Annotated in this window: 17 protein-coding genes, 1 pseudogene and 1 other annotated feature; of the genes and pseudogenes, 17 read left to right on the plus strand and 1 reads right to left on the minus strand. The window is 58.3% G+C overall.

Features of this window, described 5'->3' with window-relative positions; all coding sequences use genetic code 11:
* The first annotated feature begins 298 nt into the window (after window positions 1-298).
* The 7 genes and pseudogenes from CLV74_RS22915 (at window position 299) to CLV74_RS18980 (ending at window position 5,555) form a co-directional block, all read left to right on the plus strand.
* Complete coding sequence (locus CLV74_RS22915; RefSeq protein WP_170108110.1) at window positions 299-511, plus strand: hypothetical protein; 213 nt, start codon at window positions 299-301, stop codon at window positions 509-511.
* 2 nt (window positions 512-513) lie between these two features.
* The gene (locus CLV74_RS18955; RefSeq protein ID WP_245888613.1) at window positions 514-1,251 is read left to right on the plus strand and encodes an IS110 family RNA-guided transposase; all 738 of its coding nucleotides are present in this window, start codon (window positions 514-516) and stop codon (window positions 1,249-1,251) included.
* Window positions 1,243-1,358: a sequence feature (AL1L pseudoknot), on the plus strand. Its footprint overlaps the gene before it by 9 nt.
* Window positions 1,266-2,189, plus strand: a pseudogene (locus CLV74_RS18960) (IS3 family transposase); the annotation flags it as partial. It overlaps the preceding feature by 93 nt.
* 187 nt (window positions 2,190-2,376) lie before the next feature.
* On the plus strand, window positions 2,377-3,321 hold the full coding sequence (locus CLV74_RS18965) for an L-dopachrome tautomerase-related protein (protein ID WP_211299085.1): 945 nt from the start codon (window positions 2,377-2,379) through the stop codon (window positions 3,319-3,321).
* A 64-nt stretch (window positions 3,322-3,385) separates the two neighbouring features.
* Window positions 3,386-4,306 (plus strand): sugar kinase, encoded by a 921-nt coding sequence (locus CLV74_RS18970; protein ID WP_106267952.1) that lies wholly within the window; start codon window positions 3,386-3,388, stop codon window positions 4,304-4,306.
* The gene (locus tag CLV74_RS18975) at window positions 4,303-5,007 is read left to right on the plus strand and encodes an SDR family NAD(P)-dependent oxidoreductase (protein ID WP_106267954.1); all 705 of its coding nucleotides are present in this window, start codon (window positions 4,303-4,305) and stop codon (window positions 5,005-5,007) included. Before CLV74_RS18970 ends, CLV74_RS18975 begins: the two co-directional genes overlap by 4 nt.
* A gap of 20 nt (window positions 5,008-5,027) precedes the next feature.
* Window positions 5,028-5,555 carry a 2,4'-dihydroxyacetophenone dioxygenase family protein gene (locus CLV74_RS18980; protein ID WP_106267956.1) on the plus strand — a complete coding sequence of 176 codons (528 nt, stop codon included), beginning with the start codon at window positions 5,028-5,030 and terminating at the stop codon, window positions 5,553-5,555.
* Window positions 5,556-5,738: 183 nt separating this feature from the next.
* Here CLV74_RS18980 and CLV74_RS18985 read toward each other — a convergent pair whose 3' ends face one another.
* Window positions 5,739-6,749 (minus strand): LacI family DNA-binding transcriptional regulator, encoded by a 1,011-nt coding sequence (locus tag CLV74_RS18985; RefSeq protein ID WP_281260670.1) that lies wholly within the window; start codon window positions 6,747-6,749, stop codon window positions 5,739-5,741.
* Between the two features lie 164 nt (window positions 6,750-6,913).
* On the opposite strand from CLV74_RS18985, the gene CLV74_RS18990 reads away from it, so the two are divergent.
* The 10 genes from CLV74_RS18990 to CLV74_RS19035 all read left to right on the plus strand — a co-directional run bounded on the left by CLV74_RS18990 (window position 6,914) and on the right by CLV74_RS19035 (window position 19,082).
* Window positions 6,914-8,443 (plus strand): sugar ABC transporter ATP-binding protein, encoded by a 1,530-nt coding sequence (locus CLV74_RS18990; RefSeq protein WP_106267958.1) that lies wholly within the window; start codon window positions 6,914-6,916, stop codon window positions 8,441-8,443.
* Window positions 8,430-9,449 carry an ABC transporter permease gene (locus tag CLV74_RS18995; protein ID WP_106267960.1) on the plus strand — a complete coding sequence of 340 codons (1,020 nt, stop codon included), beginning with the start codon at window positions 8,430-8,432 and terminating at the stop codon, window positions 9,447-9,449. The genes CLV74_RS18990 and CLV74_RS18995 overlap by 14 nt, the downstream gene beginning before the upstream one ends.
* A gap of 29 nt (window positions 9,450-9,478) precedes the next feature.
* Window positions 9,479-10,522 carry a substrate-binding domain-containing protein gene (locus CLV74_RS19000; protein ID WP_106267962.1) on the plus strand — a complete coding sequence of 348 codons (1,044 nt, stop codon included), beginning with the start codon at window positions 9,479-9,481 and terminating at the stop codon, window positions 10,520-10,522.
* A gap of 122 nt (window positions 10,523-10,644) precedes the next feature.
* Window positions 10,645-11,574, plus strand: coding sequence for an SMP-30/gluconolactonase/LRE family protein (locus tag CLV74_RS19005; protein ID WP_106267964.1), 930 nt, complete (start codon window positions 10,645-10,647; stop codon window positions 11,572-11,574).
* Window positions 11,575-11,710: 136 nt separating this feature from the next.
* Window positions 11,711-12,151: a GCN5 family acetyltransferase gene (locus CLV74_RS19010; protein ID WP_106267966.1), complete on the plus strand. Its 441-nt coding sequence runs from the start codon at window positions 11,711-11,713 to the stop codon at window positions 12,149-12,151.
* 585 nt (window positions 12,152-12,736) lie between these two features.
* On the plus strand, window positions 12,737-13,996 hold the full coding sequence (locus CLV74_RS19015; protein WP_170108111.1) for a sensor histidine kinase: 1,260 nt from the start codon (window positions 12,737-12,739) through the stop codon (window positions 13,994-13,996).
* Window positions 13,997-14,031: 35 nt separating this feature from the next.
* A complete protein-coding gene (locus tag CLV74_RS19020) occupies window positions 14,032-15,102 on the plus strand; it encodes an isopenicillin N synthase family dioxygenase (protein ID WP_281260671.1) in 1,071 nt (356 codons plus the stop codon).
* 3 nt (window positions 15,103-15,105) lie between these two features.
* Complete coding sequence (locus tag CLV74_RS19025) at window positions 15,106-15,759, plus strand: LysE family translocator (RefSeq protein WP_106267971.1); 654 nt, start codon at window positions 15,106-15,108, stop codon at window positions 15,757-15,759.
* 246 nt (window positions 15,760-16,005) lie between these two features.
* Window positions 16,006-16,722 (plus strand): ABC transporter ATP-binding protein, encoded by a 717-nt coding sequence (locus CLV74_RS19030; RefSeq protein ID WP_245888614.1) that lies wholly within the window; start codon window positions 16,006-16,008, stop codon window positions 16,720-16,722.
* Window positions 16,716-19,082 (plus strand): ABC transporter permease, encoded by a 2,367-nt coding sequence (locus CLV74_RS19035; protein ID WP_106267975.1) that lies wholly within the window; start codon window positions 16,716-16,718, stop codon window positions 19,080-19,082. Before CLV74_RS19030 ends, CLV74_RS19035 begins: the two co-directional genes overlap by 7 nt.
* Window positions 19,083-19,085 lie beyond the last annotated feature (3 nt).

Here is a 19,085-nt window from a genome sequence, read left to right on the forward strand (position 1 = left end):
GCTCGGATCAAAGAACTAGAACGAGAGATCCGCGAGCTGCGTCAAGCCAACGAGATCCTTAAGAAGGCCTCAGCGTATTTCGCCCTGGCGGAGCTTGTCTTATGGAATTCTTGGCTCCTGAGGCAAAAAGGAGCCGCTGCCCGGCACCGCAACTTGCGAGGCAGCGGCGGGGGTGGCGTCGTGCGGAGCTTGGTCTTGTAGGACCGCGGTCGAGTTTGACGAGCCCCCGTCTTTTCTAACGACCTGAACAGATACGTGGGCTGCGGGCCCGAACGACAAGCATAGGTAGGAAGAAAAGATGGCGAAGGATACCATCGGAATAGATGTGTCGAAAGACCGTCTCGACGCGTTCTGGCATTCTCGGACAGAAGCACGCTGTTTACCCAATACGCCTGACGGCTTCAGGCAATTGTGCGACTGGCTGGGAAAAGAGGAAGACGTCCTTATCGTCTTCGAAGGTCAAACCATGGGCTTGACGGTGCCTATCACCGCGGGCTTGAACGGCATCTGAGCTTGGCAGAGTTGCCTTTCATCAAGGTCAATCCAAAACAGGCACGACGCTTTGCGCAGGCCATCGGGCGATTGGCAAAGACAGACAGCGTAGATGCCAGAATGCTGGCGCGCATGGGCGTTGTACTTGACCTGATGCCTCAAGTCGTCGAAGGCGAAGATGTTCATGATCTCAGAGAGTTGCTGACTGCCCGCCGCGCTTTGGTCAAAGATCAGGTGACTGCGAAGACCCGGCTTGCGACCGCACTGAACCCGCTCGTGCGTGAACAACTTAGTCGTCGTATTGACGACATCGGCGCCGATATCCAGGCAATTGACGCGGTTATTGCCCAGATCGCCAAGCAGCGAGGTACCCTTGAAGAGCGTATCCGCCGCCTGATGACCATCCCGGGGATCGGTCGGCTGACCGCGACCACTATGCTGATCGACATGCCAGAGCTTGGGCATCTTGAAGGCAAGAAAATCACTGCATTGGCCGGATTGGCACCAATGACGCAGCAATCTGGAAAGTGGCAGGGCAAAGAACGGATCACTGGGGGACGATCATCAATTCGGCGCGCGATCTATATGCCCGCGCTTGTCGCCATCCGCTTCAACCGAGATCTTCACGACAAATATCAGCAGCTACTAAAGGCCGGCAAAGCCAAGAAAGTCGCCATTACCGCCATCATGCGGCGTATGATTATCCTTGCGAACACCTTGCTGCGCGAAAAGCGAGATTGGCTGCCTGATCGCCCTTGACCAAGACAGATACTCGACCGCCCATTTCGCAAGTGATTGCTTTTATTGCAGAACATCGTGGATTTTACGGGGTCGAGCCGATGTGCAAAATGCTGCAGATTGCTCCGTCCACATACTATGAGCGGCGTGCTGTTTTACGTGATCCGTCCCGGGCCTCGGCTCGGGCAAAGGCTGACGCGTCCTTGTGCCTCAAGATCGAGGCAATTTGGGAGGAGAACCGCAAGCTCTTTGGCGCGCGAAAGATCTGGCATGTTTTGCGGCGCGACAGCGAAGACGTTGCTCGCTGTACTGTCGAGAGGTTGATGAAAGTGTTGGGGGTCAGGGGTGTGGTCCGGGGGAAGAAAGTCGTCACGACCAATCCTGACACATCGCACGCTTGCCCTGACGATAAGGTCAACCGCCAGTTCTTCGCGGACTGTCCCAACCAGCTTTGGGTGTCGGACTTTACCTATGTGTCTACGTGGTCGGGCACTGTGTACGTGGCCTTCGTCATCGACGTCTTTGCGCGGCGGATTGTTGGCTGGCGTGCATCCACTTCTATGAAGACCCAGTTCGTTCTCGACGCACTCGAGCAAGCGATCTGGCAAAGAAAAACACCAGATAACAAAAGCTTGGTTCACCATTCGGACCGCGGCTCGCAATATCTGTCTATCAAGTATACGGAGCGATTGGCGGATACAGACATTGATTTGTCTGTCGGAAGCGTTGGTGATGCCTACGATAACGCACTCGCCGAATGCGTGATCGGTCTCTTCAAAACAGAGGTGATCAATCAGATCGGACCATGGAAATCGGTCCGTGACGTCGAATGGGAAACGCTCAAATGGGTCGAGTGGTATAACAGCCGCCGATTGCTGGGACCCATCGGATACATTCCGCCCGCTGAAGCAGAGGAAGCATTCTATGCAAACCTGAAGTCACTCGATATGGTCGCCTAGTCGTTGAACAAAATACCCTCCGGCAAAGTCGGGGCGGTTCAATTCTGTCAAGGATGAGACGATCAAGTCTGCTTGGGAGGGCAGCGAGATCTACGGCAAGGCGCTGATCCAAGGGGCCAAGGTCGACAGCGCGGGCAACATCTATGTCTCCACTGCCCGCTGGGGCGGAAAAGAGATACCTGCGACCTTGTCCAAACTGGTCCCCGATGCCTCGGGCGGGTTTGCGCTGGAGGCATTCCCGAGCGAGGCGATGAACGACATCGCAAATGCAGCGGGCCTCAAGGCGGTTTTGGGCTTCGAAATCGACCGCAATGACGTGATGTGGATATTGGATCAGGGGCATGTGGCGGGCGCGCCGAATGCTGGGGGTGATGCAAAGCTGGTCCTGTGGGACATCAAGGCCAACAAGGAACTGCAACGCTACGAGTTCACGGGTGAGGAAGCGGACGCCAAATGCTCGTTCCTCAATGACATTGCCGTCGATAACGACACGGGATTTGCTTACATCGCAGACAGCGGCATTTTCTGCGATCCGTTGCACGGTGGTCTGATTGTCTATGATAGCAACACCAACACCGTGCGCCGTATTCTGGGGCAGAGCCGGTTCACCAATGATGAGCCGAACTTCTTTTTCAACATTGACGACCGCCCCGTTCTGAAAGGCGGCGGGATGCGGACGGGTGCCGACGGGATCGCCCTGTCGGGTGATAAAGAGACCCTCTACTGGACCAACCTGACGGGCAACCACCTTTACAGCCTGCCGACCGAGCTGCTGCGTGCCTTCGACACCAATGAAACTGTGATCGAGAACGCGGTCGATGTGGCCGCCGTTCTGCCCTCGAACACGGACGGGATGACCGCTGACAATGCGGGCAACATCTACATGACCGCGCTCTCGCTGGATGGGGTGATGAAGTTTGACGAAAGCACGCGCGAAGTGTCTCGGTTCGTCCATCACCCCGAGATGAACTGGCCGGACACACTGGCATGGGGCCCTGACGGGGCGCTCTATGTTGTGTCCAACCATCTGCATGTCTGGGTAGATGGGGACATGGATTTCGAGAACCCCGCGATCCCCAATTTCCGTATCTGGAAAGTGCCCGGCGTGGGCCAGAGCTACACCACCGAGTGAACATTTGCGGGCCATCCCCAATCGGGGTGGCCCATTCTTCCACATACCGAAACGAAAGAAGATCATGACCCCCGACATTCTCTGCCTTGGCGAACCGATGCTGGAGTTCAACCAACAGCCCGACGGCAACTACCTGCCCGGACACGGGGGGGACACGTCGAATTGTGCGATCGCCGCAGCCCGTCAGGGGGCGTCGGTCGGTTATGTGACCCATCTGGGTGCGGATACTTTCGGAAATTCCTTCATGGACCTGTGGCGGGCCGAGGGTATTGATACCTCAACGGTCAAGCAGGTGGCCACGGTCCACACGGGCATCTACTTTGTTACCCACGGCGCGGACGGCCACGAATTCAGCTATTTCCGAGCTGGATCGGCCAGCAGCCGGATGGGGCCGCAGGATTTGCCCGTCGATGCGTTGCAACAGTGTAAAATCCTGCACGTCTCGGGCATCAGTCAGGCCATTTCAGATTGCGCCGCCGATGCCGTATTCGAGGCGATCAGACTGACCCGCGCGGCGGGCGGCAAGGTGTCCTATGATACCAATCTGCGGCTCAAGCTCTGGCCGATAGAGCGCGCGCGGGCCGTGACCCATGCCGCCATGGCGCAATGCGATATTGCGCTGCCGGGCCTCGAGGATGCACAGTTGCTTACGGGGCTTACTGAACCTGATGCCATCGTCGATTTTTACCTGCGTCTCGGTGCCTCGGTCGTGGCGCTGACACTGGGGGCCGAAGGCACGCTCGTTGCGACACTTGATGAACGTGCGCGTGTTCAGGGGCGTATGGTTAAGGCAGTAGATGCGACGGCGGCTGGCGATACCTTTGACGGGGCATTCCTTGCGCGGGTCGCCGCGGGGGACACCCCATTTGAGGCCGCGCGATACGCCAATGCGGCGGCGGCTTTGTCGACCTTGGGTTATGGGGCCGTGGCACCGATGCCGTGCCGGCCCGAGGTTGAGGCATTCCTGTCGGAGGAGAGATCGTGAAAGAAGTTGTCATTATTGGCGGGACCCGTGGGATCGGGGCGGGGGTTGCCTCGGTCCTGCGCGGGGCGGGCTGGCAGATCAGGGCAACTGGCGTGTCAGAGGCAGAGGTTGCCGCGCATGCGGCCAACCACCCAGCGGATCACTGCGCGGTCCTTGATGTGCGGGATATGGCGGCGGTCTCGGCTTTCTTCAGTGGCCTGACACGGCTGGACGGATTGGTGAACTGCGCGGGCGTGCTGGCGCGTGGCGCAGAATACGACATCGAAACCTTTGAGCGGGTGATCGATGTCAACCTGACCGGCACGATGCGCTGCTGTCTGGCGGCACTGCCGCTATTGACCCAATCGGGCGGGGTGATTGTGAATACAGCGTCGATGCTTAGCTTTTTCGGCGGCCCGCTGGTACCTGCCTATTCGGCCTCCAAGGGCGGCGTGGCACAGTTGACCAAGGCGCTTGCGGGCAAATGGGCCGCGCAAGGTATCCGCGTCAATGCCGTTGCCCCCGGTTGGATCGCGACCGAGATGACACAAGCCCTGCAAGACGACCCAGCACGCGCTGAGCCGATACTTGGCCGCACGCCACTGGGACGCTGGGGTGCGCCCGCCGAGGTTGGCGCGCTGGTCGCTTGGCTGCTTTCAGAACAAGCCTCTTTCGTCACCGGCGCGGTCTATCCCGTCGATGGCGGATACGCTGCAATGTAATTTCAAGAAGGAAATCCATCATGCCCGTTCAAGGAAAAGACGACGATCCACGGATGCCCTATCAACTGCCGTTTCCGCCAGACGCGATGGATGAAATCGTCGTGCCGGAAGCTATCGCCACTGATGAGCGTATTTGGGTGCCTCAGGCAGAGAATGTCGCCTTCCGTCCGCTCTGCCTCAACGCCTCGCAGGGGTATTGGATGAACCTTCTGCGGGTGCGAAAATCGGGCGTTTTGTCCCGTCACCGCCATCCGCAACCGGTGCATGGGTTCGTGCTGAAGGGCCGCTGGCATTATCTGGAACACGACTGGGAAGCGAAAGAGGGCGGCTATGTCTATGAGCCGCCCGGCGAGACCCATACCCTTGTTGTTCCCGATGATGTTGATGAGATGATTACGTTTTTTCAGGTCAACGGGGTCATGCTCTATGTGGACCCGTGGGGTAAGACGATGGGGTTCGAGGACGTGTTCACCAAGATCGAGATGTGTCGCAAGCACTATGAAGCCGTGGGACTTGGCGCGGACTATGTTGACCAGTTTATCCGCTGATCGCCCCAATTGAGCGCGTCCCCATTTTTCGGACAGGGTATGCGGAGCGGCAAATTTTGCCGACTGATCATGTCGCCTGAAAAATGGGCTTTCACCGGTGTTTTGCCCAAGCGCCGCATACGGCCGAGCTGTGTTGATGCCGCTGATTCCGTCCTTCTAGATGTGGCTAGGATTGGACGCAGTTCAGAAGACAGTCGCGCCGGGGATCAGGACGTGCCCAACATCGCGGTTCTTCTCGACCACACGGCCTTGAATGCGTGACAGGACCATCTCGGCGGCCAGTTGCCCGATCCGCAAATTTGGCACCGCCGTCGAGGTCAGTCGGACCGGTTGGATCGCAGCAACGGGCATGTCGCCCCATCCTGCAATGCCGATGTCTTCGGGGATGCGCATCCCGATCTTCTGGCAGTAGTGGATACCACCGACGGCAAGGTTGTCATTCTGGTAATAGATCACCTCGACCCCGCGATGCGCCGCCAACAATTGCTCTGTGCCGTAGTGGCCCGGATAGAAACCCGGCACGTCGCGTAGTAGCACCGGCTGCACCAGCGTGCCGCCGGCATCCTCGATGGCTTGTCGATAGCCTGAAAGCCGTGCGGCGGCGGCATTGGCGGTTTGGTGAAAGGTGCCCACATAGCCGAAACGCTGGTAACCGCGTTCTGCAAGGTGTCGCCCCATCGCATATCCGCTGTCGAAATGATCAAGGCCGACGCACATATCGATAGGGCTGGAATTGTAGTCCCAGATCTCGACCACCGGAATGCCCGCGCCGCGCATCATGTGAACTGCCTTCGGACTATGGGCGCGTCCCGTCACGATCAGCCCCGCAGGTTTCCACGACAGTACTGTTTCGATCCAGCGCTCTTCTTGCTCAAGAGAATGCTCGTTCATGCCAAGCATTGTCTGATGCTGATAGGCACCAAGCTTGCGGTCGATGCCTTCCAGAACCTGTGTGAAAATCTCGTTGCCGAGGCCCGGGATCGAGACGCCCACAAAGGTGGAACTGGTGTCGCCTGCGAACACCGTCGCCAGTCGATTCGGCACGTAGCCCAATCGCTCGACCTCGGCCATGACCTTTTCGCGGGTTTGCTCGGAGTAGCCACCTTCTTCGCGCAGCACGCGCGAGGCGGTCATCTTTGAGACCCCCGCTGCCGCTGCGACCTCTGCGAGGCTTACCTTGCTGTTCTTGTTCACTTTTCCAGTTGCCTGCTCTAAGGTCCAACACCTACGTTACGGGTAACTTATTTGTATTGACGGACCGTCGTTTTGAAATAATGATACCCTTACGTTACGGGTAACTCAAGGCGATGTTGAGGAGCATCGAGCTATCCGTACAAGCATCCTGGAGGAGGATCGAGATGCTTGCGGAGGCAAGAAGAAACCTGTTTTTTAACGGGATAAATAAGCATTTCGGCGGCACATACGCACTGCGGAATGTCTCTCTCAATATCGAACGTGGAGAAGTTGTCGCTCTGCTCGGAGAGAATGGCGCAGGCAAGTCTACATTGATTAAAATTCTGGGCGGCATTCATCGCCCTGATGAAGGGCAAGTGCTGATTGACGGCCAGCCCTATGAACACCGCCCTGGAGGCTTTGGCGAACGGCAGTCTGTCGCGTTCATCCATCAGGATCTTGGGATGATCGAATGGATGACCGTTGCCGAAAATATCGCGCTGGCCTTGGGCTATGCCCGTAAAGGCGGGCTGATCCGCTGGGGCGAGGTTGAAAATTTTGCCGCCCGTGCATTGGCGAAAGTGCGCTGCGATATCGATCCGACCACCCGCGTGCAGGACCTTTCACGGACCGAGAAATCTCTGGTCGCGATTGCCCGTGCGCTGGCTGTCGAATGTGACTTTCTGGTGCTGGATGAACCTACGGCCTCTTTGCCTGCCGATGAGGTTGAACGCCTGTTCGAGGCCTTGCGCCCGCTGAAAGAACAGGGCGTAGGGATGATCTATGTCTCGCATCGTCTGGACGAGATATTCCGCATCGCCGACCGCGTGGCCGTTCTGCGCGACGGCGAATTGGTGGGGATGCGAGACATTGACCATACCTCACCGGAAGAGCTGGTCTATATGATTGTCGGGCGCAAGACGCGTCAGGTGATGAAGCCTGCGACTGAGGCGGGGCCTGCATTGCTGACGGTTTCTGGGTTGCATGTTTCCGGCGCGGGCCCTGTCGATTTTTCATTGCATCGTAATGAGATCGTGGGGCTAGTCGGCCTGCGCGGGGCGGGGCACGAAGCGGTGTCGCGCGCACTGTTCGGGGCCACATCATTTACGGGTGAAATCCGTCTTGAAGATCAGTTGCCGGATTTGACGTCTCCTGAGGCAGCGCTGAAATCGGGTATTGGCCTTGTGGCCCGTGACAGGACCGAAGAGTCCGTCGCCATGTCCCTGACCATTCGCGAGAATACGTACCTCAATCCCGCAGCCGTTGGGCGCAGGCTGCTTTCCTTCCTGAGCCCGCAGGAAGAGACACGGATGGCCGAAAAGATCGGCGCCGAAGTCGCGCTTTCGCCCAATGACCAGTCTATGGCGATCGAAAGCCTGTCAGGCGGCAACCAGCAGAAGGTGGTGATCGGGCGCTGGCTTGCAAGCGGCCGGAAACTGCTGATCTGCGAGGACCCGACAGCTGGCGTGGATGTCGGCGCCAAGGCCGAGATTTACGCCCTTCTCAACAAGGCCATGGCAGCAGGGGTCGGGATTATCGTTGTCTCGACCGATTTCGAAGAAGTCTCGCTGATTTGTCACCGCGCAATCGTCTTCAGTCAGGGCCGCATCGTCGGAGAGCTTTCCGGCCCCGCGCTAAGTACCGAAAATCTAATCCAGACAGCTTCCGCCTCGAATGCGGTTGCGTCGCAAGGAGCCAGCCATGCAGTCGCTTGAGTCCAATGCCCTCGAACCAACGCGGGCCGAGCTGCGGAATGCCGATACAAAGACCCGCGTACTGCGTCTGTTGCCGGTTTATGGCTTGGTGATCTTGACCGCGTTGTTGATCGGCGTCTTCTCTTTCCTGCTGCCCACGACCTTTCCGACGATGTTGAACCTGCGGGCGATCATCTCGGACAAGGCAATTATCGCACTGTTGTCACTGGGCGCGATGATCCCGATGGCAGCGGGACGCATCGACCTGACTGTGGGATATGGCATTGTGCTCTGGCACATTCTGGCGATCTCGTTGCAGACGATGCTTGGTCTGCCTTGGCCCGTCGCGATCTTTATTGTGCTGGCTCTTGGGTTGTTCACGGGCTTTCTGAACGGGATGCTGGTGGAAGTCGCCAAAATCGACAGTTTCATCGCGACACTTGGCACCGGCACCGTCCTTTACGCGCTTGCCCTATGGCATACCGGCGGGCGTCAGATGGTCGGGGCGCTGCCTGACAGTTTCTATGCGGTCAACGGCACCTTCATCTTCGGCCTTCCGATTACCGGCTTCTATGTCTTGGCAATCACGCTTGTGATGTGGCTCGTGCTCGAGTTCACGCCCATCGGTCGATACCTCTACGCTATTGGCGCCAACCAACGCGCAGCACAGTTGAACGGTATCCCGACCCGCAAGTTCGTGATCGGTGCCTTCATGTCCTCGGGCTTTATCACCGCCTTTGCTGGCGTGCTGCTGGCCTCAAAGCTGCGCATTGGTCAGGCCTCGGTCGGGTTGGAGTTCCTGCTACCGGCGCTGGTCGGTGCCTTTCTTGGCTCGACAACGATCAAACCCGGTCGGGTCAATGTCTGGGGCACCATCATCGGCGTGACCATTCTGGCGGTCGGCATTTCCGGCATTCAGCAATTCGGCGGGTCCTTCTGGGTCGAGCCGATGTTCAACGGCGTCACCTTGCTGATCGCAATCGGCATCGCGGGATACGCCCAACGGCGCAAGGGCGCCAAAAAATAACGAAGAGTCTCTGGGAGGAGAGTTTGCCCATGCATAGATTTATCAGTTCGATGTCGACGATTGCCTTGATGGCAGCGATCACATCTCCTGTCTTGGCCGAAACGGCCTTTGATGGGCCTAGTACCGGCCCGAAGGCCGCCGAAGGCAAGTCGATCGTCGTTGTGGCGGGCGATCTAAAGAACGGCGGAATTCTGGGGGTGACCAACGGCGTGGAGGAAGCCGTTGGCAAGATTGGCTGGGAGATGCGGGTGCTGGACGGCGCTGGCTCGATCCAGGGCCGGACCGGTGCGATCGGACAGGCGATGGCGCTGAAACCCGACGGGATCATCATCAATGGCTTCGATGCGGTAGAACAGCAGGCGGCCTTGGAAGAGGTCGTCAAGGCGGGCATCCCGATGGTCGCTTGGCACAGTGGCCCCAAGATCGGCTGTGACGCCCCCGGCGGAATCTTCGCCAACGTTTCCACCGATGCAATGGCTGTGTCCGACGTGGCCGCCGAGTGGGCCATCAACGATGGCGGCAAAGATGTGGGCGTGGTGATCTTTACGGATTCCACCTACCAGATCGCCATCGATAAAGCAGACCAGATCAAAGCCACGATTGAGGCCAATGGTGGCACGGTGCTGGAATATGTCGATACTCCGATTGCGGAAACCTCGTCGCGCATGGGGCCGCTGACCACCGGACTGCTACAGAAATACGGGGCGAAATGGACCCACGCCTTGGCCATCAACGACCTGTATTTTGACTTTATGGGACCGGCTCTGGCGTCGGTCGGTGTGCCAAGTGCTGATGCACCCAAGGCGGGGTCGGCAGGGGATGGCTCAGAGGCTGCATTCCAGCGCATCCGCACAGGCAACTATCAGGCAATTACTGTGGCCGAGCCGCTGAACCTACAGGGCTGGCAGCTGGTGGACGAGTTGAACCGTGCCATCTCTGGCGAGGCTTGCTCTGGCTATGTGACGACCCCCGCGCTGGTCACTCAGGAAGGGTTGGCCAAACTTGGGGATAGCAACACGTTTGACCCCGATAGCCCTTATCGCGACGCCTATTCCGCGCTTTGGGGTAAGTAAGACCGGCTTGGAAGGGACGGGGTACTGTTCCTTCCAATTCCCTTTGTTCTTCTTGCGTGCAATCGCCTGAACGCGGGCATGTCGCGCTGGGGCGTGGGGCCTGAAAACAAGGAAAGATGACGATGTTCGGAGTGCTGGAAGGTACCGGCTTTGAGGTGATCGCCCCTGAATTCGGGGAATGCCTGATTGGTCACGCCCGCGTCGAGCGCCTCTGGACGGGCGCACGCTGGTCCGAGGGGCCGGTATGGTTTGCCGCAGGACGCTATCTGCTGTGGTCGGACATCCCGAACAACCGGCTGATGCGGTTTGACGAGACTGACGGTTCGGTCTCGGTGTTCCGGCAGCCTTCAATGAATGCCAATGGCAATACCGTTGATCGGCAGGGACGCCTTGTCAGTTGCGAGCATCTGACCCGCCGCGTCACCCGTACGGAACATGATGGCTCTATCACTGTGTTGGCCGATGAATGGCAGGGTAAGCGGTTGAATTCGCCCAATGATGTGGTGGTGAAATCCGACGGCTCGATCTGGTTCACCGATCCCAGCTATGGGATCATGATGGATTATGAGGGCGAGCGGGCGGAAAGCCAGATCGGTGCCTGCCATGTCTATCGTATCGACCCCATTAGCAGAGAGGTCTCGGCGGTGGCGACGGATTTCGTCAAGCCTAATGGGTTGGCGTTTTCAGCGGATGAGAGAACGCTTTACATCGCGGATACTGGTGGCACCCATCAGGTGGATGGTCCGGCCCATATACGCCGCTTTGCGGTTGGTGATGACGGGCGTAGCCTTTCGGGTGGCGAGGTCTTTGCTGACTGCACGGCAGGTTTCTTTGATGGCTTTCGACTGGACCGTGACGGCCGGATCTGGACCTCGGCTGCCGATGGTGTTCACTGCCTGAATCCAGCGGGCGAGTTGATCGGCAAGGTCAGGATACCAGAGTTCGTCGGAAATCTATGCTTTGGCGGGGCAAAGCTGAACCGGCTTTTCATCGCCGGAACGACTTCGCTTTACTCGGTTTTCCTGAACGTGAATGGTATCTCTCCGTTGTGACGTCACAACAATGGGGGGCTTTGCTCCATAGTTAGGCTTGGTCGGGCTGATGGAGATGATGCTTCGCGCCTTGGGGTTTGTTTAAGAGATTGATTTTGTTAGCTTGCATGTAAAATGTCAGATGCAGGCAGCCCATATGGATCAAGGACACACCTATCCCGATGCTCAGGACCCGGAAAGAGTTGGGGCCTACCCAGCTGTGGTAAAGGCGGGTGGTGGCTATGTTTGGGACGAAGTTCTGGAGTATCGCGTCTGGTGTTTTCCGCGCTTGGGTGCTGAGGACCTCGAAGACGGTAGCGACTACTACTATGTAATTGACACCAAAAAAGACGCGCTTTGTTTTTCAGAAGAGAACGAAGGCGTCAAAGTCCCCTTGGCACTAGTTCTTCAGCGCGAATACATCGATGAGCCCGAGCAGGGGCAGTACATTCATCGCAAAGAGGAAAGGCTAACGGAGTGGCATGTTGCGTTTCTCAGCAGGCCGCGCAGAACCGCTAGAACCATTCCCGATTTCTTTGCTCCAGACGCGCCCGCGAACCGGCTGGAGATTTTGCGAGGCCAAGCGGGTTTAGAATGATCAAAGACCGGTGTGATGTATAGGGGTTTGGCAAGTCGGGGTCGCACCTCAGCGTCGAGGTATCTGTGGTCTGAGTTAAGTTATTGAAGCTCATCCCTAGAGTTTTGGGGTTCCGTGACGGTGCAGGATTCGCGGTCACAATGTAAAGCGGCGTTCACCTCGTCCTGATTTCTCGTCCAGCGTCTGGAAAAACACAAAAACGGGGTGCCAAGAGGCCTATCGCTTGTCGACTGAACAAAAAAAATTTTATATCTTACAAAGAATTAAGCGGTATCCATCTGTAGGTTGTCATATGGGTCGCGCAAATTGGTTGCCCTGATTTTTGCTTTGTTGCGCACTTGCAAACCTATCACTTTGCGTCTCAGATCGGGTTGAAATGACACCCTCAGCATGCCCGCTAAGGTTAACCTGTGTGAGAAATGCTTGAAAAGTAAACCTAAGCGAGAATAACATCAGGGTTGAGTGTGCTAACCAGTTCCAGGATGTCAGAGAATGCTTCAATCTGTGCCAACAAGCCTTCGCCAGAGAAATCGGGCGAGCGAAGCGCAGATGCTTCGGACTTTGAACACCTTCGCGGTGGATCTTATGTCCATTCCCTGTGTCGAGGATCTGTTCTGGTACGTTGCCCAGAACGTGGTCGGGAAATTAGGCTTCGTCGATTGCGTGATCTATCAGGCAAATGATGCGCAGACCGACCTGACCCAAGCCGCCGCTTGGGGGGAAAAGAACCCCTTCGGGCGCAATATTATCAATCCGCTGGTCATTCCCTTCGGGCGCGGCATCACCGGACAGGTGGCGCAGACCCGTAAGCCGGTCATCGTGGATGATCTCTTAAGCGATCTGAACTACATTCCGGACACCCAGCCTGCACGATCCGAGATCTGCGTGCCCTTGATTTGTGGCGGCCGGATTGCGGGTGTCATCGATAGCGAACATCCGGAAATCGGGTTCTTCGGTGATGCAGAGCTTGAGATACTCAGCACCGTTGCCGCAATGACCAGCGCCAAGCTGGAGTTGCTGGCGGAAACCGGCCGCTCGCAGCGGCGGTACGAAGATCTGGTGGTGGCCCATACCCAGCTGACCCGCGAAACCGAGAACCGCAAGGCGCTGGAAGCCAAGCTGTTCGAGGCGCGAAAGCAAGATGCGATCGGCCGCCTTGCGGGTAAATTCGCCCATGAGTTCAACAACCTTTTGACCGTGATCGCGGGCAATATCGAGTTGCTGGAATTGGACTCGCCCGAAGTCGGGTCTCAGGAAACGCTACAGGATGCGAAAACGGCGTCCGAGCGGGGGGCTCAGTTGATCCGCGATATGCTGGCTTTCGCGCAAAGAACGCGCCTTGTGCAGCAAACCGTCGATCTGAACGCGAAGGTGATCGCCTTCTGCGAAGAATGCGATGCGACCTTGTCGCGGGGTGTTGTCAAGGTTCTGGCAAAGGATATCTGGCCGGTTTCGGTCGACCCAACCGCTTTGGAAAATATGCTACTGGCTTTGACCCTGAACGGGGTCGAGGCAATGGACACCGACGGCGTGCTGAAGATCACGACGGAAAATGTCTTCCATACGTTGGCCGAGGCGCCGAATTTCCCGTCAGACCTGACGCCAGGGCGCTATGTGCGGTTAAGTATTACCGATGAGGGGCGCGGCATCGCGCCTGAACTTCTCGAACAGATTTTCGATCCTTTCTTCACGACCAAAACCGTGGGCGAGGGGACCGGTCTAGGCCTGTCGATGGTGCTTGGCGTGATGCGCCAGTCCGGCGGCACGGTCGCGGTGCATAGCGCCGTCTCGTTCGGGTCAACCTTTGATCTTTATTTCCCAGCTATCCCTATCGCCACGGAATAAGTGACCAAATTCAATACAGGGAGGTGCGGTCGCGAGTGGAAACGTTGATTGCAAACCAGCGGACTGACGGTTCGGGGAACGAAGAAGGTCTGCCTTTAATCGACATAAGCGGGATCAGAACTGCGGATAGACGCAAGCTGATGCAGATCGCTGACGAAATCGGATTAGCCGCGCGTGAAATCGGCTTTTTCAGGCTCATCGGACACGGGATTGACCTGTCATTGGTCGAAAGAACCTACCGTATGGCCGAGCGGTTCTTTGCCATGCCTGACGCGTATAAACGCGCCTATTACATCGGGCTAAGCTCGAACCACCGTGGCTATGTGCCGTTCACCGAAAAAGGGGACTACCCTGATGAGGTGAACCGCAGCTACGAGGCTTTCGATATGGGTGTTGATCTGCCCCATGACGATCCGGATTATCTGGCGGGCAACAGGCTGTTGGGGCCGAACGTCTGGCCTGACGTGCTGGGGTTCAAAGAGACGGTAGCCGAGTACTACAGGCAGATATCGGCTCTGGGGCGGTTGGTGAGTACGGTGCTGGAACTGCATCTGGGCCTGCCGCCGGGATCCATGACCGATCACATGACCAAGCCGATTTCGCAGCTACGCTTGCTGCACTATGTGCGCCGCAACGATCAGGTGGATACCAAGTCGGTGAACATGGGCGCCCATACGGATTACGAGTGTCTGACGCTGCTTCACACACGAAACGCGGGTCTTCAGGTCATGACCGCCGAGGATCGCTGGATCGATGTTCCCGTCGACCATCGGGTCTATGTGGTGAACATCGGAGACATGATGGAGGCTTGGACGAACGGGCTGCTACGCTCGACCCCCCATCGGGTGACGAACCGTAGCCCCGAGCGGTTCTCGATGCCCTATTTCGTGGCGGCGAACCACAGCACGGTAATCCAGCCTTTCCCCGAATTGGTAAATGCGGATAGACCGTCGGGATACGAGCCCTTCAGGGCAGGGGACCATTTGGAGCGGATGTTGATACGGGATTTTCCCTATCTCAGAAAGCAGGGCGCGGTCGCGTCTGGTGACAAAAGCCAGAGCGTCGAGAACCCGTTTGAAAAAAGAATGAACAGGAGCTCAAGTTAACATATGCCAAGTTTGGATGCGATGATTGCGGTGGCGCTGGCCGGATTGGCTCTAAGTGCGACTCCCGGTCCGTCGATGCTGTATGTGCTTTCTCGTACTGTAGGGCAAAGCCGTGCGGCGGGGCTGGCTTCGGCCCTTGGTCTTTGTCTGGGCGGGATCATTCTGGCGATTGCCTCGGCCTTGGGGTTGGCGGCGGTATTCCAACAAGCCGATTGGTTAGTGACTGGCCTGCGCTATGTGGGCTCGGCCTATCTGATCTGGTTGGGATATGGCATGATCCGCAGCGCCCGTGCTGACGCGCAGGTCACGCTGAACGTGGAAGAGGTGCGGAAAAAATCGCTAGGATCGATCATCTGGCAGGGCGTCGTTGTTGAAGTGCTGAACCCCAAGACGGTTCTCTTTTTCGCGCTGTTCTTGCCGCCCTTCATCAGTGCGGGCGATCCCCAAAGTGCCATGCAGAATGTGACGCTTCAACTGTTGGTCCTAGGAGCGCTGGTCCCGCTGACTGCAATTCCGTCTGATCTGGTGGTGGCCTATATGGGCGGGACCATGACGCGGGTTATCAATCGCCAAAGGGCCATGCGTGAAGGCATGGCTTGGGTCAGCGGATTGATCCTGATCGGGATTGCGCTGAACCTGCACCTGCAATTCCTTTAAGGCGATTTCACCGCGGTTTTGAAAGCACCCCACCGGCAGACTTTGCCGGTGGGGTTTGCGTTTCCGCGCAGTCTTCCCATTGCCGCGCGCAACGATTGGGTGCCGCCGCGACAAGTTTAGTCCCGCCGCCCGCAAGCTGATATGAATCAAGGTAGCCCCACAGCCCCTAATGCGACACTCTCGGGGTAGGTTTAAAGGCGCTCCCCTTCGTCGGGGGACGGCGCAGGGCGCATGGGTGGTTGCAGGGTGAAGCACAAAGACAGACTAGCTTTTGTCACGCGCGGCCTCACTAAAAGCTATGGCGAGGGGCGTTCGACGGTCCATGCTCTGCGTGGGGTCGATCTGGACATCCCCGAGGGCGAGATCGTTGTGATGCTTGGTGCCTCGGGCAGTGGCAAGTCGACGCTTTTGAACATCCTTGGCGGTCTTGACCGGCCCACCAGCGGCACCGCCCGTTTCCGCGATATCGATATGGGCTGCCTGTCCGACGAAGGGCTGACCAAGTTCCGGCGCATGCACGTGGGCTTTGTTTTCCAGTTCTACAACCTCATGCCAAGCCTCACGGCCCTTGAGAATGTGGAACTGGTGACCGAGATTGCCGAAAACCCCATGCCCGCGCAACGGGCGCTAGAACTTGTGGGGCTGACGCACCGGCTGGATCACTTCCCATCGCAGCTTTCAGGGGGCGAGCAGCAGCGCGTCGCTATCGCCCGCGCCATCGCCAAGCAGCCGGACGTGCTGTTCTGCGATGAACCCACCGGCGCATTGGACAGTGCCACGGGACGCGCGGTTCTTGAGGTTCTGGATCAGGTGAATGCAGAGCTGAACGCCACGGTTCTGATGGTCACCCATGCGGCGAATATCGCCGGTATGGCCCATCGGGTGATCCGGCTGGTGGACGGGCAAATCGGGCGGGTCGAGGTGAATAAGACCCGTCTGCCACCGGCGGAGATCGAATGGTGAGCCCCCTTGATCGCAAAATGCTGCGCGATCTGTGGCGGATCAAGACGCAGGCCATCGCCATCATTCTGGTCATCGCGACGGGGGTGATGTTGCAGGTGATGATGTCGGGGCTTGTGGCCTCGCTCACGGAAACGCGGCGCACCTATTATGAGCGGAACGCACTGGCCGAGGTCATCGCGCCCGCCGTTCGTGTCCCCGAAACAGTGCTTGGGCGACTGGCCGCGATTCCGGGGGTGGCGCGGGTCTCGGGCAGAGTGGTGGGCAGCGCCCTGATCGACGTGCCAAGCGATCCGGTTCCCATTCAGGCCCAAGCGGTCGGACTGCCCGAGAGCGGTGTTCAGGACCAGAATATCGTCTTCCTGACCGCCGGTCGTCTACCCGCCAAAAACCATCGGGATGAGGCGCTGCTGCTATCGGGGTTCGCAGCGGCCCACGGCTATAAGATCGGCGACCGGATCGATGTGGTGATGAACGGGGCGCAGCGCCGCATCCGGATCGTCGGCCTTGCCCAATCGCCCGAGTATCTGTTCGTTGCCGCTGCTGGCGAGATGGTACCAGACCCCGCCCGCTACGGGGTGATCTGGATGCGCCATTCGTCCCTTGCCAGCGTTTATGACATGACGGGCGCCTTCAATCAGGCGCTGTTTACCCTGACCCACGGCGCGTCAGAACAAGCGGTGATCGATGCCGCCGATCGTGTTCTGAAGCCTTGGGGCGGGACAGGGGCCTACGGGCGCAGTGATCTGGTGTCGGACCGGTTTGTCAGCGAAGAGATCGGCGGCCTCAGAACTATGTCCCGCGCCGTGCCGCCGCTGTTCATCGCTGTGGCGGCCTTTCTGCTGTACATCGTCGTCAGCCGCATCGTGCAGGCCGAGCGGGAAGAGATCGGCTTACTGAAGGCATTCGGCTACACGAACAAAGAGGTCGGCGTTCACTACACCAAGCTGCTACTGATCATCGCGGTTGCGGGGGCTGCATTGGGGTGTTTGCTGGGGGTGCTGGCGGGCAGGGCGATGATCCCGATCTACACCACCTTCTACAACTTCCCCTTCCTTGTGTTCCGGCCTGATCCCGCGTCTTTTGCCATTGGTGCGCTGGCCAGTGTCGTGTCGGCCTCGGCGGGCAGCGTCTTTGTGCTGCGGCGCATCTTTGCTCTGACCCCGTCCGAGGCGATGCGCCCGCCCGCGCCCGCAGACTATTCGAAAACCGTCAGTCTCAAGGGGGCTGTGGGCCGCTTGCTGGATCAGCCTACACGGATCGTTTTGCGCAGCCTTGCACGGTCTCCTTGGCGGGCTTTGGGGCTATCTGCGGGGATCGCGGGCGGCATGGCTTTAGCGTCAGGCATGACAACGATCTATGGCGCTTTTGACCGGATGATGAACCTCAGTTTTACGGTGATCGACCGTTCAGATGCGACGGTCTATTTCTACAGCCCCTTGGGAGAGAAGGCCGCGTATGAGTTGGCACGCATCCCTGGCGTTATCGCGGTCGAGCCCTTCCGCGAGGTTGCCGCTACCTTGAAGTTGGGGCGCAAGGAACATCGCGGCAGCGTCTCGGGTATGATCCTTGACCCGCAGATGGTGCGGGCGATTGATGATCAACTGGCTCCTATCCATCTACCCGATCAGGGGCTGGTTCTTAGTCAGGCGCTGGCCGATATTCTGGGCGCCGCGCCGGGGGATATGCTGACCGTTGATGTCCGCGAAGGCCGCCAGCCGGTGCTTGAGGTGCCCGTGACCCAAGTCGCCAGCAGCTTGATCGGCGCACCGGCCTATATGCAGATGCAGGCTTTGAACCGTGCGATGAGCGAGCCGAACCGCATTTCTGGTGCCCATCTGCGCGTTGATGCCGCACGGGCCGAGGCGATCTACCAGCGCCTGAAAGATATGCCCACCGTCGCCGGTGTCAGCGTGGCAGAGAACGCCCGTGCCTCACTGCAAAAACTGATGGATCAGGGGGCGGGATCGGCCCGATATATCATGGGAGCCGTGGCCTTTATCATCACCTTTGGCGTGGTCTACAACGCCGCCCGCATTGCCCAGAACGAACGCGCCCGCGACCTTGCCACCCTTCGGGTCATGGGCTTTTCCAAAAGTGAAACCCTGTTTGTCCTGCTGGGAGAGTTGGGGCTGATCACGCTGGTTGCCCTGCCGGTCGGCTCGCTGGCGGGCTATGGTCTGTCCTTCGCGATTGCGCGGGGGTTTAGCTCTGAACTTTACCAGATACCCGCCTCATTCGACCCGTTCAGCCACGGGTTTTCGGCGGCATTCATCCTTTGCGCCGCGGCCATTTCGGGCTTGCTGGTCGCACGTGACGTGAACCGGATGGACCTCGTGTCTGTCCTGAAATCGAGGGATTAAATC

The sequence above is a fragment of the Donghicola tyrosinivorans genome, assembly GCF_003003355.1.
Taxonomy (GTDB): domain Bacteria; phylum Pseudomonadota; class Alphaproteobacteria; order Rhodobacterales; family Rhodobacteraceae; genus Donghicola; species Donghicola tyrosinivorans.

Excerpts from the sequence above, each read along its gene's own strand:
- CLV74_RS18980 (WP_106267956.1), top strand. The coding sequence starts at position 5,028 with ATGCCCGTTCAAGGAAAAGACGACGATCCACGGATGCCCTATCAACTG.
- CLV74_RS19000 (WP_106267962.1), top strand. The coding sequence starts at position 9,479 with ATGCATAGATTTATCAGTTCGATGTCGACGATTGCCTTGATGGCAGCG.
- CLV74_RS18970 (WP_106267952.1), top strand. The coding sequence starts at position 3,386 with ATGACCCCCGACATTCTCTGCCTTGGCGAACCGATGCTGGAGTTCAAC.
- CLV74_RS19015 (WP_170108111.1), top strand. The coding sequence starts at position 12,737 with ATGTCCATTCCCTGTGTCGAGGATCTGTTCTGGTACGTTGCCCAGAAC.
- CLV74_RS18995 (WP_106267960.1), top strand. The coding sequence starts at position 8,430 with ATGCAGTCGCTTGAGTCCAATGCCCTCGAACCAACGCGGGCCGAGCTG.
- CLV74_RS19035 (WP_106267975.1), top strand. The coding sequence starts at position 16,716 with ATGGTGAGCCCCCTTGATCGCAAAATGCTGCGCGATCTGTGGCGGATC.
- CLV74_RS19010 (WP_106267966.1), top strand. The coding sequence starts at position 11,711 with ATGGATCAAGGACACACCTATCCCGATGCTCAGGACCCGGAAAGAGTT.
- CLV74_RS19005 (WP_106267964.1), top strand. The coding sequence starts at position 10,645 with ATGTTCGGAGTGCTGGAAGGTACCGGCTTTGAGGTGATCGCCCCTGAA.
- CLV74_RS18990 (WP_106267958.1), top strand. The coding sequence starts at position 6,914 with ATGCTTGCGGAGGCAAGAAGAAACCTGTTTTTTAACGGGATAAATAAG.
- CLV74_RS22915 (WP_170108110.1), top strand. The coding sequence starts at position 299 with ATGGCGAAGGATACCATCGGAATAGATGTGTCGAAAGACCGTCTCGAC.
- CLV74_RS19025 (WP_106267971.1), top strand. The coding sequence starts at position 15,106 with ATGCCAAGTTTGGATGCGATGATTGCGGTGGCGCTGGCCGGATTGGCT.